Below are 16,054 nucleotides of genomic sequence, written 5' to 3'. Positions count from 1 at the left end.
TAATCTAGTTAATCGACGTTAAAGTGTATCTGTTATGCAACTAAAACCCCTATCTAAGGGCCGCTTCCAATCACTTTGGGAGCAGGAACATGATGAAATTGAGCAAATAATGCTCGAGTGCATCAGTGAAACTAAGGTAGTACCAGAGCATCATAAATTGATGCAGCAGGGGCAGAAGGTCGAGTCACTCATCTTGGTCAAGCAGGGCAGGGTTTCGATGGGGTATACGGCCCGAAATGGCCGGTGCTTTCAGTTAGGCACCATGATGTGTGACTCGCAACTTTTCGGTGAGATGGAGTTTTTCAGTGATTATCGATGCCAGCTAGATATCATTGCCGAAGATGCCGTTGAAATCGAGGTTATTTGTGGTGATAAGTTGCAACATGCGTTGACTAAAAAGCCTATGTTCGCGCTGTTTTTTGCCAGTGCTATTGCCGTAGATTATCAAGACACTGTGGATATTTTAACCCGCAGAATGCTGTACCCTATCGCCTATAACATAGCCTACGACCTCTACCATCAATACCTTAATGATCTGCCTGTCGATGGTTTCACTAAGTGCTATCTAGAAGCTGAGCGTTTTGCTACTACGGATCGTGTTTATCGTCGTGCGGTCAAGAAGCTGGAGGAGCTGGGGTTGATCCACAAGGATAAGGAAGAGGGGATAGTGATTAGCGACCTTGAAGGCTTGAAAGCTTATATTGAGTAGGTGCTTCTTTTCTCTTGGACTTATACCGATTGGTATTACAAAGCAAAAATAAAGCCCCGGTAGTCAAACTACCAGAGCCTCATGTCATTCTGCTTGGTATTATTTAAACTACCTTTTTTGCAGGTTGAGACTACGCTGTTTCTCATCTTGTTGATTGGCGTTCATCATCAACAAACTGAGTCTTTTCGCACGTCTCATCTTAATTTTCCGTATTCTGGTTTTAACTCTAATCGTTCTTGGTTTACGCATGGCAGTTGCTTATCTCTGTCATTATCAAAATTAAAGTTAGCCGCATTATACGTTTTTTTTCTGCCTAAATTAAGCTGTAGCTAAACTGTTTTGAGCTGTTTGGCGACGAGAAACCACTAGCATGACTAAAATAAGGGCGTATATCACTGGTATGGCATACATCACCGTTTGCAAGCCGATAATAGACTCAAACATTGAGCTAATCGCAGGGCTGAACATGGCACCCGCACTACCACTGATTAAGATATATGACACATTTTTACTGCTGGCCTGCTTCACAAATGACACACCGTAAGCGATAAAGGCATTATAAAGTGCCGCACAAGCGAAGCCGTAGCCATAAGTTAGGTAACCCATCCATTCGAGCTTATCTGTGGTGACAATTAAGCTGGTGATGATCAACGCCAGTGCCATCATGCCCATCAAGAAGTGCTGGATTTTTACTCTAGAGACGATAAGCGTCGATAAAAGTGCACCGACTAATGCTGCAGACCAGTATTGAGTGATGATATTGCCGGCTTCTTCAAACGGAATATCAAATTTCTCTTTAACGAACATCGGCGCCCAAGTCAGGAAGGTATACAGGGCTAGCATGCCTAAAAACAGACCAATACCCGCGCTGATGATTGAGAAGTTCCATTCTGATTGTTCTGCACTTGAGTCATCACTATTTGCTGACTTTTCACATAGTTCAAAGTTGGTCATTAAGGCCATCATGGCTGTACCAAGTGCGACTAACCCTACCGCCAAGTAGCTATAGCTCCATGAAAGCGCATGGCTTAGGGCGTAAGTTGTGATGAGTGGGAAAACCACACCAGCGACATTAAAAGTGGCGTCTTGAACGACCAACATGGTGCTCTGGATCTTGTCTTTCCATACAGACACCACAATGGTACCCGCAATACATAAGCCAACACCGCCACAGAGACCGATAATCGTCATGGCGATCATCACGACACTGAGTGATGAGGTAAAGTGAAGCGCTGCTGCACTTACCGCAATACTCAAGTAACTGATCAGTGTCATGCGCTTAACGCCTATCTTCTCAATCAAGAAGAAAGCGGCGATGGTGCCGGCTAGTGCGCCACCGTTTAATAAAGAGAAGATCGAGGCCACTTCGTTGACGTTGGCGGCAAATTTTTCAGCGATAGGTTCAATCAACATGCCAAACTGAGTGGCAAAACCTGCCATGATAAAGTTGGCGAGGAAGCTTAAAATGGTTAAGGATATTTTATTTTTCATCATCTATACCTAGTTGTCGTTTTAAAGGCTCGCAGTCGATTCACCGTTTGTTTTTTTATTGGCTAGCTCTGTTTCAAAACTGCCATGAATGATATCGATTGTACTGCGAGCGTTAGCTAAAAAGAGTGTACGGTTTTATATCTAGTGCTAGCAACAAGCCGTTTCAAGGGCCAATTCAATCATCTGATTAAATGACAGTTGACGCTCTTCAGCCGTCGTTTCTTCGCCTGTTAAACAGTGATCTGAAACTGTCAAAATGGCTAAAGATTCTATACCTTGTTGGTGGGCTAAACCATAAAGGCCAGCGACTTCCATATCGACACCGAGTACGCCGAAACGCTCTAGCGCCGGGATCATATCTTCATCGGGATCGTAGTACATATCGCCACTGAAAATATTACCAACCTTGACGCTGATGTTTTTATCGACGGCTGACATGTAGGCTTTATGCAACAGGTCGAACGTGGCTGAAGTCGCCATCTGATAGCCACTGCTACGCTTAGCATTAGTCGGTGAGTCAGTGCCTGCGGCTTGTGCCAAAATTACATCATGCAGTTTCACATCTTTCTGAGTCGCGCCAAGGCTGCCGACACGAATAATGCGCTTGACGCCGAAGTCATTAATTAGCTCGTGGGCGTACAACACCATAGAGGGAATACCCATGCCATGACCCATGACTGAGATACGTTGGCCTTTGTAGAACCCGGTGTAACCTAGCATATTACGAATATTGGTCACTTCTACCGCATCGTCGAGGAAGGTCTCGGCGATATATTTCGCCCGAAGCGGGTCGCCTGGCATGATGATGGTTTCGGCAAAGTCGCCTTTGTTACCGCTGATATGTGCAGTCATACTTCTCTCTCTTATTACAACTTTTAAAAGTTGGTCTGTGGCAGTTCGAATCATCTATCTGGTTAAATGAGTCACTCAACCAAATGTTCTTAATGCACTCGATAGTAAATCTGACTGAAAGAGAGGGATTAGGACAAAAGTCCGCATTGTATGTAAAAAGTGAATCTTTACACTTTTCTAGGTTGTCGAATGTGAGTTATTTATTATTTTGAATGATCGGCAGAGGAAGTGATAAATAATAAAATGGGAATTTTTAATTAATAAAATGGCCTGTAATAACAGGCCATTTTATTGCTTACTATGAAGCGATTTGATGATGGGCTATCAGTTTAGATTTTGTAGCTAACCCCAAACTTTAGCGTTCTTGGCTTGCCGACATTCACCTCGCCGTTTTCGCCGCCACCTAAGTAGTCGGTATCGAATAGATTCTCAACTTTCAGTCTTAGCTGCAGGTCATTTCCGGCCACTGGCAGTATGTAGCTGATACCTGTGTCGATACGGGTGTAGGCGGATTTCTCGAAGCTGTTATCACCATCGCCGAAACGGGCTCCTTCGTAGAAGGCGCCTAGGTTAAAAGCAGCGCGATCTGTGATTGAGTACTTGGCCCAGATAGAGGCTGTCCACTCAGGGACATCTTCGGGGCGATTACCCTGAAATTCATCATGGCTTTCATATTCGGCATCCAGATACATAAGTGAAGTTATCAATGATAAGTCACTGTTGATCTGGCCTATAGCCCCTAACTCGAAACCCTTGTGACGCTGCACGCCGCCTTGGGTGGTGATAGGGTCATCGGATGACCCTTGATTGACTATGATGTTACTGCGCTTGATATCAAAGAGTGCTGCGTTGAGGCGCAGTTTGCCCGAGAGTAGTTCCCACTTAGTACCGAGCTCATACATCTCGCCCTTGATGGGGTCGAGTTCGGTGCCGTAGTTGCCATCTTCATCGTCCAACACACGGCCTTGTGGCTCGAAGCTTTCGCTGTAGTTGGCGTAGATAGAGGCATAATCTGTAGGGTGATAGATGATCCCTAACTTAGGCAGTACCGACTGGCTATCTGCATCGGTTTTTTCCTGCTTGTCGTAACGAACACCAAGGAGTAGCTGCCACTGGTCGTTGAAGGTGATCAGGTCTTGGGCGAATACACCATAGTATTTGTAATTCTCTGTTTCTGATTTTCCGTCGGCGTAATCTAGGTCTGGCTGAGGCACTATGATGGCATTATCTATATTGCCAGAATCCATCTTACCTTTGATTTTCAGTGAGCTGTACTCGTGCTTGAGATAGTTACCACCAACAAGCAGATCGTGTTGCATACCGCCAACTTCGAGGGTGCCGACTAGGTCAAAATAGAATGACTGCTGCTGCCAATCTTCAAGTTTATTATAAGGCTTGTTCTTGTAGCTGCCGGTGTCAGGGTCATAGCTGCCAGTTTGTGGTTTGCTCTCCCAGCGTTCACGTTCGTTATGCTGTTTGTTATAGCCAGCATCGATATTCCAATCGTCGGTTAATTGGTAACTGATGTCGGCACCATAGTTCTCGCTTTGGGCATCAACCTTAGTCCAGGGCATATCCCAGATAGTTTCATCGCCGCCAATGACATTGCCCTGATCATCGACAAGTGAGCCACTGTCCTGACCCGCCACTTCATCTGACGTATCATAGTGTAGTGACAGGGTGAGATCATCGCCGATATCGAAATCCGTCATCAGGCTGCCAACGAAGAAGTCACTCTCTTGTGCGCTTCCATCTTGGTATTCACGCCAGTTTTTGTTGTCTTGTTTCTCGACGATGGCACGGTAACGTATGGTTTGTGCTTCATTTAAGCTGCCACCCGCATCAAGCATGCCTCGAAGCGAACCATTGTCATCGCCTTTAACACCTATCTCTAAAAATGAATCATAAGTTGGCTTCTTGGTAACCAAGTTAACTAAGCCGCCAGGTGTTGACTGACCGTAAAGTAGACTTGATGGGCCTTTGAGAACTTCGATACTCTCCATAAGTGCCATAGGTAAACGGTACTTAGAGAAATGCTGGTGGCCATCTTTAAGCAGGTTAGTGCTCTCATCTAAGCTAAAACCTCGTAGACTAAACCTTTCTCTGTCGGTAGTGACTCGACCAATGGAGACACTGGCGTCATTTTTTAGCGCATCGCCTAAGGTTAGCACCATCTGGTCATCCATGATCTCACTAGGAATTACGGTGACAGATTGTGGCGTATCTAAAAGGGAGACATCAGAACGCATCGCTGCGTGGGCTTGATCGGTTTTGTAGTGTTGCTGTTGGCCAACAACCGTTATGACTTCGATATCTTGGTTGGCTTGAGTCGCGGCAAATGCACTTGAGTGAAGAGTAGCGGCAATGACAATGCTGATTAATGTAACTTGGGTTTTCATATGCTAAACCTAAATGGCTCAATGCGTGCTGCTTTTCCTTAAGCCTGAGATGAAGAACCGACGATAGCCTTATCATTTCTTCCGCGCAATTATGAGTTGTTATTATGAATGTAAGATTATTTTTTTGCGGATGGTAATGCTAATCAGTCTCACTATCAAGGTTTGCAATGTAAAGATGTGATTTGTTAGTGGGTTATTGTTTGAGGTGTGAAATTCATCACATATGTATCAAGTTTGTAGGATCTGTTTGATTTGTCAGCAAATACATTATCTCAGCTGTTTTCTGTTTCATTAATCCTATGTCACCTTTGGATTCAACATTGAGTCTGATAAGGGGTTCTGTTTTAGAACACCTTAAATTAAATCGCCACTGGGCCTTTTCGTGAGCGGCTTTTGTTTCAGTGAGACTCATACTGAGTCCATCGCTTTCATCTATACCCACTATTTCTAGCTCTCTACCTTCTAGCTCTCTATTTAAGATATGGTTTTCATAGTGTCGACGCACTTTGGCAATCGCTGCTTGGGGATCTGTAATGGTGAAGTTTATCTCTCCCGATGCTGGGTAGGCGCTGATGCGTTGTTCAACGGCTTGTGAAAGTGTGATGCCTTGGTTAGATAAGAGCTCGATGACTAATAGCCAGGGGATCATACCAGAATCACAATAGTGAAAATCACGGAAATAGTGATGAGCACTCATCTCACCGCCATACACTGCATCATGCTGACGCATTAGTTGCTTGATGTAAGCATGGCCCGCTTTCGATTGAACAGCGTATCCACCAGTTTGATTGCAGATCTCTTGAGTGTTCCAGATAAGTCTGGAGTCGTGGATGACTGTAGCGCCTTTCTCCTTACGCAGAAACGCTTGTGCTAACAGACCGACAATGTAATAGCCCTCAATATACTGACCCTTTTCATCAAATAGGAAACAGCGGTCAAAGTCCCCGTCCCATGCGATACCCATATCAGCTTTGTGCTTGATCACGGCATCTGAGGTTGCCTGACGATTTTCAATTAACAGTGGATTAGGAATGCCATTAGGGAAGGTGCCGTCGGCTTGATGATGAAGCTTGATGAACTCAATGGGGACTTGTCGGTTGCGTAACTCTGATTCTATTTCATCAAGCACTGAACCGGCAGCGCCATTGCCAGCATTGACGACTAATCTTATCGGCTTTTGGCCAACTTGTTTAGCCAGGCGATCACAGTCAATATAGCTCAGCATATGTTGGATATACTCGCTCATAACGCTGATTTTTTGATAGTGTCCTTTAGTGGCTGCTTTGGGCTGAAAGGATTGAGACTCGGCCAGTTGTTTGATGGCTAAAAGGCCGTTATCACCTGAAACAGGCTGTGAGCCTGTGGTCACCATCTTCATGCCATTATAGTTAATAGGGTTATGACTGGCGGTGACTTCTATGCCGCCATTGAGCTTAAGATGTGAGGTGGCAAAGTAGATCTCTTCTGTGCCGGTCATGCCAAGGTCGAGGACGTTGACGCCGCCGTCCATCAGGCCTTGAGCGAGTGCTTGCTTTAAGTCTTCTGAGCTTAAACGGCAATCGCCGCCAAGTACCACAGTATCTACGTTGATGATCTCAGAAAAAGCGCGGCCAATCCGATAGGCTATCTCATCATTTAGCTCATCGCCGAGCTTGCCGCGAATATCATAGGCTTTAAAACAGCTCAGTGAACTCATGGTCTTGTTGCCTTCAAGGTTGTCTGGCTCTATATCGGTTTGCAAAACCAATGATGTGTTAATGCCACTGTTAGCTTCGCCCATACTTGTCCTGAAATCGTACGATATCATCTTCGCCTAAATAACTGCCAGATTGTACCTCTATCAGCTCTAGAGGTAGCTTACCCGGGTTTTCAAGAGCATGGATCATGCCTAAAGGGATATAAGTTGATTGGTTCTCGCTGAGCAGCAGCTCTTCGTCCCCCTTGGTGACCTTGGCGGTACCGGAAACGACTATCCAATGTTCGGCTCTGTGATGATGCATCTGCAATGAGAGCTTCTCACCTGGGTTGACCGAGATGCGCTTAACTAAGAATCGCTCGCCATCATCGATAGCATCGTATTTCCCCCAAGGGCGGTAAACTTGCTTATGTTGCGTGAGTTCTGGTCGCTGCTCATGTTCAAGTTGCTCAACAATGGCTTTCACTTGCTGAACATCCGACTGCTTAGCCACTAACACGGCATCTTTTGTTTCCACCACTATCATATCTTCAAGTCCTATGGTGGTGACCAGCTTATCTTGAGCGTAGATAAAGCTATTACGTGTGTTATTGGCTATTACATCACCGCGAATCGCATTCCCTTGTGGGTCTTTACTCGATACCTCCCACAGAGAAGACCAGCTGCCTACATCACTCCAGCCACACGCCATAGGCACCACTATCGCTTTGTTTGATGTTGATTTGTTATTACACAAGGGTTCCATCACGGCATAATCGATAGAGTCTGCAGCACAATCTAGGAATGCATCTTTATCGATACGAATGAAGTCTAGATCAGATTGTGTGTTGGCTATTGCTCTCTCGCAATCCCTATAAATGTCGGGTCTGTGGGCTTTCAATTCGGCTAAATATACGCTGGCCTTAAACATGAAAATGCCGCTATTCCAATAATACTCACCGCTCTCTATGTATTGCTTGGCAGTCTCGAGATCAGGTTTCTCGACAAATCTATCGATAAAAAATCTACCAGCTTCAGGTTCTGATCCGTTAAGATTTGCTGCTACTAACGCCTTACCGCGTTTGATGTAACCGTAACCTGTTTCTGGTTTCGTCGGTACAATCCCGAAGGTAACCAGCTTATCTGCTTCGGCGAGTATTTTTGCTGAGGCTAAGGTTTGGCAGAAAGCGGCCTCATCTCTAATCACATGATCTGCGGCAAGTACCAGCAAGATTGGGTCTTGCTCACTCTTTAAAGCCTGCAAGGCTGCTAGTGCTATCGCTGGTGCGGTATTACGACCTACGGGTTCTAAAATAATCCCACTGTGGGCAAGTTTATTAGCTCTGAGTTGCTCTGCAACCGAGAACCTATGCTCTTCATTACAGATCACTAAAGGCGCTTGATGTGCCAAACCGGATAACCGTTGCAGCGTGGTTTGTAACATGGAATGCTGGCCATCTAGTGTCAGGAATTGCTTAGGAAAGCGTTGCCGAGATAGGGGCCATAAGCGAGTACCACTACCACCAGCCATTACTATAGGTAAAATCATTTTATCATCCGGATTGTTGTGGGCTTTATTGGCTGGTCGTTCATCTTACAGAAAAGAGTGTCGATAATTTAGATAAGATAATAACACCAAGCCCAGTTTTACTCATAGTTAATGGAGTAATAAAGGGCGGGCATGGGTGTTGTGGCTTCAGTACCTCTGAGCTGGCGCTGAAAGTTTGTGATCGAGATAAATTTGTTTGATGCGACCTGAGAGTGACAGTTCTAACAGTGATTGTTCTAGTGCTGCAGCTATTTTTCTATCTGGCGATAACTTAGAGAACCCATAGAAGATGCCAACATTTTGTTTGTGCTTATAGTCAGCGTAAGCATAGTCAGTAAAACCGATTTTTTTAAATGCTTGTTCAATTGAATTTTTATCAAGCACGATCATGATATCAAACCTGTTTACTGCAAACATGCTCGACATGTTTTTATCGTCTAATAGCAAGATCTTGTTGAGTTTAAGGTCATTGTTGAACTGCTTAAAATAGGCAGTGTCTCGTTTGACGCCTATCTCATATTTATACAGGTCATCGTAGTGTTGAAGCTTATCTTCATGACCCTTTCTGACTAAAAAAAGAATATCTTTTTGCTGAAGACCTATAGGGCCTAGGTAGTCAATAAAGGTTTGTCTTTGTTCGGTTTTGATAACTCTTGGCACTATGTCTATCCTGCCATTTTGCAAGTCTTTTAAGCTTCTGGCAAAAGGGGCTATGCGCCATTTTATTTTATAGCCAATATTTTCAGCGGCTTCATCGAGCAGATCCTTCAAGGGACCAGAAGAAACGTTATGCTCAATGACCATCTGAGGAGGTCTATGTCTGATATCTGCTTGTAATATCCTATTTTCAGCAGAGACAAAGCAGGCCTGTGTTAGCAATAGCATAAAGAAGATAAGTTTTATCATTGCCCATCCATGGTGATTGATGAAATGTTTAACTGGCTAATATTTATACCGATTAGTATAAATAACGAATAAAGCTAAATGAATGAGCTATTCAATATTAGCTTAACCTTGATTACTTGTACCTGAATATTGTGAGTTTTCCACCCCCTAAAAGTATATTCCGCAGTAAATGTTGATTTAGGCCCTATTCACTCATTCTCTATTTATACCTTTGACTGGAGTTGACCCTGGTTGAGAGAAAGAGATAATGTCGCACTGTCACTTCTACTCTTCTATAAAATATGCGTCTCGATAAATTTCTCTGTAAAAGTACTGATTATTCTCGCAAGCAAGCGATCGCTCAGATAGAGCAAGGTGAGGTGACCGTTAATGGCGAGACCATTACCACGCCAGAGACTCAAGTTCATGAAAATAATACTATCTTGCTCGATAGTCAGCGGCTTATCGCCCGGCCTTCGCGTTACATCATGCTAAATAAACCTATAGATACCCTCTGCTCAAATGTCGATGGCGATTACCCGTCTGTCATGAACTGTGTCGATATAGAGCGAGCTTGCGATCTGCACATTGCTGGACGGTTAGATGCTGATACTACAGGTTTAGTGCTTATTACTGATGACGGCCGCTGGTCTTTCAATATCATCAACCCTAAATATCACTGTGAAAAGGTCTATCGAGTCAGCTTACGCGATGCCATCACAGCGGCTGAGGCTGTGGAGCTGAAAGCGCGCTTCGCCAAGGGGCTACAGTTGCAGGGGGAAGCTAAATTGACCTTGCCTGCCAAGTTAGAGGTTGTAACGTCTAAAGAGGTGTTACTGACCATTAGTGAGGGGCGCTATCATCAGGTAAAGCGTATGTTTTTTACTGTGGGTAATCGAGTGGTGGGTCTACATCGACAGCAGGTCGGTAAACTTAAATTAGATATTGAAGTGGGTCAGTGGCGCTACCTGACCGAAGATGAGGTAAGTGGGTTTAATAATTAGAAACAGCGATATTTGTTTTAGTCTCGCTGTTTCTATTTCACCGATATTAGTTCTAGTCTCTCTGTTTCGTGTGAGAGCGACTGTTACTGTGACTCTGGTTTGAACTCTTTGTACGAGACTGATTTGAGCTTCTCATATTTGAGGAGTGGCTTGGCTGCTGAGTTGGCTTAGCTCGCGTTTGTTGTACTTGAGACGGCGATTTTTGATACTGCTTATGCGCCGCCTTGGTCTGTGTCTGCCTATTTGATGATGGTTTATAGTATGTTTGTGGCTGTTTAACAGGCTTAGTTTGAGCCCTATGCTGGTTATTACTCGCCTTGTACTTACTGCTCTCGTGCTTATTCACCGTACGGGTATTGGACTGCATATTTCTGTTGTGATGCATCTGATTAGCAAACTTTTGCTCACGCTGTTTGACCACTTGCTTGTTGTAATGGCTTAAATTGCTCGTTTGTTTACTCTGGCTAGGCGAACCATTACGTTTAGCCTTCATCTTGTTATGAGTATTGTTATGAGCCTTGCTATGAGTCTTAGTACCAGTATTCGTGCGTGTAATCGTATTGTACTGTGCCTTGCGAACCTGATTAGTGTGCATAGTACTTGGGCGATGGCTGTTATATCTGTGCTTCACGACGGGACTACGGTAGGCGACGCCACGACGGTGAACAGGCTTGTGGTGCCATCTCTGTGCGCCATGGCTGGTGACTATGCGGCCATGGTGACGGTAATGACGGGCATTTTTATGATGCACGACGACCACATGACGTTTGTGCCAATGGAAGGCGCTGAAGTAATAATTAAATGAGATATGAACGCCGCGGTGCCAGTAGAAGTGTCCATAAGGCGGGCGTACATAATATGGATACGGCGCCCAATATACTGGTGGATAGTTATACCAAGCCCAGTGACCATAAACGACTCTTGGGTCGTAATAGGGAACATAAACAACTTCTTTTTGCGCCGGCTCTATGATGATCTGATTATCAACGCGACTGACCTGCATATTTTCCATTTCGGCTAAGCTATTGGCCTCATCGGCTTGATGCCTCAAGGTTTGAATGGCGGTGAGCATTCTCTCTTCATCTTGAAGAAAAGCATCGCCTAAATCTTGTGTCCATTCTAGGTCTTCACTGAGTTTTTCAAGCACTGTGGGGAAAGCAAGTAGGGCGGTGACACTGGGATCCCACTCTTCATCTTTGGCTTTTTCCATTAACTGCTCGGTTGGCAGTAAATTATTCTTCCCCTGTAACCGTTTTGCCTGCACAAGTTCCAATGGGTAGGTTGATGCGATAAGAATATGAGTCAGCAGGCTATCTGGGTATAGGGCGATAGGCGCGAGCATCTGTGCTAGCTCAGCTTCACTAAAGCTGGCTTCTTGGTCATTGGTTTCTGCCAGCGCTTGAGAAAATGGTGCAAGCAGGCTGAGGGCTAGGACAGTGAACAGGGTCAGCAAGGTCAGCCGCTGCCCCATTCTATTTTGCCGAGTGAATATGTTCATATCGTCTCCAAACACCAGTTTTATGATTGTTAACCGATTATAAAGCGGTGAAGATGAACGTAAGCTGAAAGGTAAAAGTGCGCTTAAGCGTTAGGTGTTAAATTCAAGCTTGAACTTTGCGCCTCCGAGTCTCTCTGAGCTCGATACTGAAAGTTGACCCTGATAGCTATCGACGAGATCGCGGACAATAGCTAAGCCAATACCATGCCCCTGTTGATATGAGTCGGCGCGAATGCCACGCTCAAAAATTTCACTCTGTTTCTCTGGTGAAATGCCCGAGCCATCATCTTCAATGATAATGCAGAGCTTGTTGTTTTCAGTCGTCACCGTTAACTGCACATCTTGCTTGGCCGCCTTACAGGCATTGTCGAGCAGGTTGCCTAATATCTCGGTCAGATCGGCTTCATCTCCCTTGAAAATACACTCGTTATCGACATTTGCGCTGATCGCTATCTGAGGCTCTCGGTAAATCTTAGGTAAGGTCCTAACTAACTTATCGGCAACCTTATTGACTGCGGTCCCTAAATGCCAAGAGGCGCCGGCTGCGGTTTGTGCTCGCTTAAGCTGATGGCTAATTATGCGGCTAATGATGTTAGTTTGCTCGAATGAACTCTTACTGAGATCTTTCTGGCTTTGAATTACCGCCAGTGGTGTTTTTAAGCTGTGGGCAAGATCTGATAGCGCATTTCGATAGCGTTTTCGTTGACTTTGTTCGGTATTGAGTAAGGTATTAAGCTGCTTTGCAACGGCCTGAAGTTCATTAGGGTAGTTAGCCTTAATCTCGGTAGCTTTGCCTTGCTCAATGTCGTTAAGCTCACGCTTAAATTGTGCCAAAGGTTTGAGGGTCCACAGTAGCCATGCCAGTTGAACCAAAACAAGGAAAACCATCAAGATCAGTAACCAGCTCCAAAGGTGTTGACTGAATAAATCTATTTGCGCTTGGTAGTCGAGCTGATCTTTAATGATGTGCACCGTGATCGGAAAGGCGATGTTCTCAGTACTCAGTCCATCATTGGATAATATTTTTCGCTCGAAGCTGGCGCTGTAGCTGTAGATGATATGTGGCTGGCCATCAATCACAATCTCCTCAAACTGGCTTTGACCGATTTCTGGTTGGGGTAAATTGTCCGGGAGATCCAGCCCCAGAAACGAGTTAGATTGCCAAGTGACACTGGTTGTTTTCTTATCGGGGCTTGGCGTTGAAATGAGTGCAAACAGGCCTGACTGGATCACGTTAAACTGATTATCTGCCAACGCCTCAGGCATTAAAAGTTGACCATTATCTATCTCTGTTACCGCTAAAATAGAATAGAGATAGGCTTTCAGTTCATTTTTTGCTGATGCAGAGACTTGCTGTTTGAAGGCATCGTTCAGAGTAAAGCCTATTAAGGGCAACAAGACTAATATCAGCAACAGCGCGCTGATAATAAGACGTGCCTTGAGCGAGTTTGTCAGACTTGATAGTTTACTTAGCATCCGATCCATCTTCATCTGGTTCTGATTTGACCAATGGCGTCAAACGGTAACCTTGTCCTCTGAGTGTTTCTATCAAGCCTAGGTCATTACCAGGATCTAACTTCTTACGCAGACGGCGGATGAATACTTCAATGACATTTGAGTCTAAGTCGAAGTCTTGATCGTAGATATGCTCAATCAGTACGGTTTTAGATTTAACCTCACCGGGGTGAAGCATAAAAAACTCGAAAAGTTTATATTCTGAACTGCTTAAGTTCATTAGCTGACCAGATTTTTTTACTTCTAACGTACTGGTATTGATGCTAAAAGGTCCATTGTAGACTAATGGGCTCGACTTACCCGCTGAGCGACGGATCAAGGCATTGAGCCTGGCGATTAGCTCTTCAGGATGGAAAGGTTTTGTTAGGTAGTCGTCGGCGCCAGCATCTAAGCCCTCGACCTTATCTTGCCAGCTGTCACGGGCGGTTAAGATCAAGATGGGAAAGTCTACCTCTTGCTCTCTGAGCTTAGTGATCAATTCGATACCATTAAGCTTAGGTAAGCCCACATCTATGATCCCCGCATCATAAGAGTATTCACTTCCCTGAAATAGACCATCCTCTCCATCACTGGCGACATCAATAGTAAAGTTGGCATCAATCAAATGCTGTTTAAGGTTTGCCTGTAACTCTAAATCATCTTCAACGAGTAGTATCCTCATTGTGTTATCCCTTTATAGAGCAAACTGTCTTTTCCATCACTTGAAATACCTAAGGTGAAGTTTGCGTTCAAGAGTAGATGCAGCTTCTGGTTTCTCTGCCGCTCTAATTTATTTTCAACTAACAGTTTTCGCATTCGGTCATCCCAATAAGTTCGTATTATTTAAGCTGAAGTTAGTTCCTACGTACGCTGCCGGTTTTGGCATCGACCGAGACATAAAAAACGGCCCCAGAACTGGACAGTAATTTGACTCGATAACCTGGGTTACCATTGACTCGGCTCGACTGTACCTTAAGGACCTTGCCTGGATATTGACGTTTTACTAATTGGGCTGCCTGTTGAGAGCTAGTGACTTTTAATCGCTTAGCGGGCTTTTTGGACTGAGCGGCGGCGCCCATTGAGCTTAAGGCTGAAACGACAGACAGATTAGAGACACTCGACGCAGAACCCTGTAATGGAAACAGTAAACATGTCGATGTGATTAATACTAATGCCGTACTTGAAGCCAATTTCATTGAGTATGTCCGATGATTGAGTGCTAGTTCTGCTACCAGTTTAAATATCCCATTCTTAAGACACAAGTTTTTAAAGACTTGTTTACTAGAGCTGCAAGATGAACTTGTCAGTTCAAGGGCTAATACCAATCGGTATAAGGGTCCCTTATAGATATAACCCAGCAAAGATGAACGCAAGATGACAGAGGGCTATCTATTAGAATCAGAATCGAGGTTAACTTAACCAGCGCCTGTGTAGCTAGGTTAAACGTTCAGCTTATGTTCACGTTAACTCGTCTTTAATGGCCTCAACGACAGAGGTTATGAGGTTTTAATGATGAATGTGAATATGAATAACAACCAAGCTTGCGAGAAAAGTCATCTAGGTCTGCGATTTGAAAGTTCGACAAGAGAAAATGCAACTGGTATCCGAGGTCTTAAAAGAATCTTTTTGCTTTCTATGATTGTTGCAGCGCCTATCTCAATGACCCCAAATGCTTATGCAAGTGATGATGATACTATTGGCAAAATAGAGAAGCTCAACTCGCAGACATATTCAGTTGGAAACCAAGCTAAATCGGTGGAAGAGGATGAGCTGAACGCTCGAGTAAACCAATTGAAGCAACTGACACCGCTAATTTTACCGAACTTAAACCCTAAAACTCGTGAACAGGTCATTGCCGAACACCAAAGTGGCAACATCTCTCCCAAGTATGCAGTCAATAAAAGCCAGTCAAAATCAACGATTGATGATGCCCAGTCGACGGTGCCTAAGGCCTTTTCTAATCCCATTTACCATGAGTTCTCGATTTATGAAGCGACTAGCCGCTTGTTCGTCGATGAGGATGGTGACGGCTTTTATCAAACATTTAGCGTGACGTTCGATGCCGATGTCTATGGCCCCGATGCCGTCGAGGTCGCTGATGTCTACGCAGAGCTTTATCTGAGTCGAGATGGTGGTCCATGGGTTCACTATTACAGCACTGATATTTTTACCATTATCGGGGATTCAACTGATGATGATTTTGAGGTACTGACGACTCTGCATAATGGCTACTACACAGACCATTATGATGTACTTGTCGATCTTTACGAGGTGGGCTTCGACGATATTGTTGCCACGATTAGTTCAGATGATACCGACAATTTGTATGCTTTACCGTTAGAGAGCAGCGATAGAGACACTGTGTATACAGGGGGAGATTCTAGTAGTGAAGGCCATGGTGGTGGGGCTTTGTCATTCCTGAGTATGCTGATATTAGCTGGCTTAGGCATTAAACGTCGCTGGATTTAGCCTAGAACTCGATATTCAGTACCGATAAT

Annotated in this window: 14 protein-coding genes; 3 read left to right on the top strand and 11 right to left on the bottom strand. The window is 44.5% G+C overall.

Going from position 1 to position 16,054, the window contains the following annotated elements:
- Positions 1–34: 34 nt before the first annotated feature.
- Positions 35–709, top strand: a complete 675-nt coding sequence (locus FM038_RS17680) for a Crp/Fnr family transcriptional regulator (RefSeq protein ID WP_142874635.1) — start codon at positions 35–37, stop codon at positions 707–709.
- A 318-nt stretch (positions 710–1,027) separates the two neighbouring features.
- Here the strand turns inward: FM038_RS17680 and tsgA are convergent, their stop codons facing one another.
- The 6 genes from tsgA to FM038_RS17650 form a co-directional block, all read right to left on the bottom strand.
- Complete coding sequence (gene tsgA, locus FM038_RS17675) at positions 1,028–2,200, bottom strand: MFS transporter TsgA (RefSeq protein WP_142874634.1); 1,173 nt, start codon at positions 2,198–2,200, stop codon at positions 1,028–1,030.
- Positions 2,201–2,347: 147 nt separating this feature from the next.
- Positions 2,348–3,052 carry a purine-nucleoside phosphorylase gene (gene deoD / locus FM038_RS17670; RefSeq protein ID WP_142874633.1) on the bottom strand — a complete coding sequence of 235 codons (705 nt, stop codon included), beginning with the start codon at positions 3,050–3,052 and terminating at the stop codon, positions 2,348–2,350.
- A 329-nt stretch (positions 3,053–3,381) separates the two neighbouring features.
- Complete coding sequence (locus tag FM038_RS17665) at positions 3,382–5,451, bottom strand: TonB-dependent siderophore receptor (RefSeq protein ID WP_142874632.1); 2,070 nt, start codon at positions 5,449–5,451, stop codon at positions 3,382–3,384.
- A 217-nt stretch (positions 5,452–5,668) separates the two neighbouring features.
- The gene (locus FM038_RS17660; RefSeq protein WP_142874828.1) at positions 5,669–7,147 is read right to left on the bottom strand and encodes a phosphohexomutase domain-containing protein; all 1,479 of its coding nucleotides are present in this window, start codon (positions 7,145–7,147) and stop codon (positions 5,669–5,671) included.
- A gap of 70 nt (positions 7,148–7,217) precedes the next feature.
- Entirely contained in the window at positions 7,218–8,675 is a 1,458-nt protein-coding gene (locus FM038_RS17655; RefSeq protein WP_142874631.1) for a mannose-1-phosphate guanylyltransferase/mannose-6-phosphate isomerase, read from the bottom strand.
- 147 nt (positions 8,676–8,822) lie between these two features.
- Positions 8,823–9,581 carry a substrate-binding periplasmic protein gene (locus tag FM038_RS17650; protein WP_223292892.1) on the bottom strand — a complete coding sequence of 253 codons (759 nt, stop codon included), beginning with the start codon at positions 9,579–9,581 and terminating at the stop codon, positions 8,823–8,825.
- Between the two features lie 281 nt (positions 9,582–9,862).
- Here FM038_RS17650 and FM038_RS17645 point away from each other — a divergent pair, with 281 nt between their 5' ends.
- Entirely contained in the window at positions 9,863–10,564 is a 702-nt protein-coding gene (locus FM038_RS17645; protein ID WP_142874630.1) for a pseudouridine synthase, read from the top strand.
- A 52-nt stretch (positions 10,565–10,616) separates the two neighbouring features.
- Here the strand turns inward: FM038_RS17645 and FM038_RS17640 are convergent, their stop codons facing one another.
- The 5 genes from FM038_RS17640 to FM038_RS17620 all read right to left on the bottom strand — a co-directional run bounded on the left by FM038_RS17640 (position 10,617) and on the right by FM038_RS17620 (position 14,752).
- The gene (locus tag FM038_RS17640; RefSeq protein WP_142874629.1) at positions 10,617–12,062 is read right to left on the bottom strand and encodes a DUF3300 domain-containing protein; all 1,446 of its coding nucleotides are present in this window, start codon (positions 12,060–12,062) and stop codon (positions 10,617–10,619) included.
- Positions 12,063–12,152: 90 nt separating this feature from the next.
- Positions 12,153–13,538, bottom strand: a complete 1,386-nt coding sequence (locus FM038_RS17635; protein ID WP_142874628.1) for an ATP-binding protein — start codon at positions 13,536–13,538, stop codon at positions 12,153–12,155.
- Complete coding sequence (locus tag FM038_RS17630) at positions 13,528–14,238, bottom strand: response regulator transcription factor (RefSeq protein WP_142874627.1); 711 nt, start codon at positions 14,236–14,238, stop codon at positions 13,528–13,530. The genes FM038_RS17635 and FM038_RS17630 overlap by 11 nt, the downstream gene beginning before the upstream one ends.
- On the bottom strand, positions 14,235–14,372 hold the full coding sequence (locus tag FM038_RS17625; protein ID WP_185965860.1) for a hypothetical protein: 138 nt from the start codon (positions 14,370–14,372) through the stop codon (positions 14,235–14,237). The genes FM038_RS17630 and FM038_RS17625 overlap by 4 nt, the downstream gene beginning before the upstream one ends.
- Positions 14,373–14,410: 38 nt before the next feature.
- Positions 14,411–14,752 (bottom strand): PepSY domain-containing protein, encoded by a 342-nt coding sequence (locus tag FM038_RS17620; protein ID WP_185965859.1) that lies wholly within the window; start codon positions 14,750–14,752, stop codon positions 14,411–14,413.
- 313 nt (positions 14,753–15,065) lie between these two features.
- On the opposite strand from FM038_RS17620, the gene FM038_RS17615 reads away from it, so the two are divergent.
- Entirely contained in the window at positions 15,066–16,025 is a 960-nt protein-coding gene (locus tag FM038_RS17615) for a choice-of-anchor H family protein (protein ID WP_223292891.1), read from the top strand.
- Positions 16,026–16,054 lie beyond the last annotated feature (29 nt).

Source organism: Shewanella eurypsychrophilus, assembly GCF_007004545.3.
Taxonomy (GTDB): Bacteria; Pseudomonadota; Gammaproteobacteria; order Enterobacterales; family Shewanellaceae; genus Shewanella; species Shewanella eurypsychrophilus.
Note: the sequence above shows the minus strand (reverse complement) of the source record. Positions and strands in the feature narration are given on the sequence as shown.

Coding starts and splice junctions, on each gene's coding strand:
- FM038_RS17615 (WP_223292891.1), top strand. CDS start 15,066: ATGATGAATGTGAATATGAATAACAACCAAGCTTGCGAGAAAAGTCAT.
- deoD (WP_142874633.1), bottom strand. CDS start 3,052: ATGACTGCACATATCAGCGGTAACAAAGGCGACTTTGCCGAAACCATC.
- tsgA (WP_142874634.1), bottom strand. CDS start 2,200: ATGAAAAATAAAATATCCTTAACCATTTTAAGCTTCCTCGCCAACTTT.
- FM038_RS17640 (WP_142874629.1), bottom strand. CDS start 12,062: ATGAACATATTCACTCGGCAAAATAGAATGGGGCAGCGGCTGACCTTG.
- FM038_RS17620 (WP_185965859.1), bottom strand. CDS start 14,752: ATGAAATTGGCTTCAAGTACGGCATTAGTATTAATCACATCGACATGT.
- FM038_RS17665 (WP_142874632.1), bottom strand. CDS start 5,451: ATGAAAACCCAAGTTACATTAATCAGCATTGTCATTGCCGCTACTCTT.
- FM038_RS17630 (WP_142874627.1), bottom strand. CDS start 14,238: ATGAGGATACTACTCGTTGAAGATGATTTAGAGTTACAGGCAAACCTT.
- FM038_RS17650 (WP_223292892.1), bottom strand. CDS start 9,581: ATGATAAAACTTATCTTCTTTATGCTATTGCTAACACAGGCCTGCTTT.
- FM038_RS17645 (WP_142874630.1), top strand. CDS start 9,863: ATGCGTCTCGATAAATTTCTCTGTAAAAGTACTGATTATTCTCGCAAG.
- FM038_RS17660 (WP_142874828.1), bottom strand. CDS start 7,147: ATGAGTTCACTGAGCTGTTTTAAAGCCTATGATATTCGCGGCAAGCTC.
- FM038_RS17655 (WP_142874631.1), bottom strand. CDS start 8,675: ATGATTTTACCTATAGTAATGGCTGGTGGTAGTGGTACTCGCTTATGG.
- FM038_RS17625 (WP_185965860.1), bottom strand. CDS start 14,372: ATGCGAAAACTGTTAGTTGAAAATAAATTAGAGCGGCAGAGAAACCAG.
- FM038_RS17635 (WP_142874628.1), bottom strand. CDS start 13,538: ATGCTAAGTAAACTATCAAGTCTGACAAACTCGCTCAAGGCACGTCTT.
- FM038_RS17680 (WP_142874635.1), top strand. CDS start 35: ATGCAACTAAAACCCCTATCTAAGGGCCGCTTCCAATCACTTTGGGAG.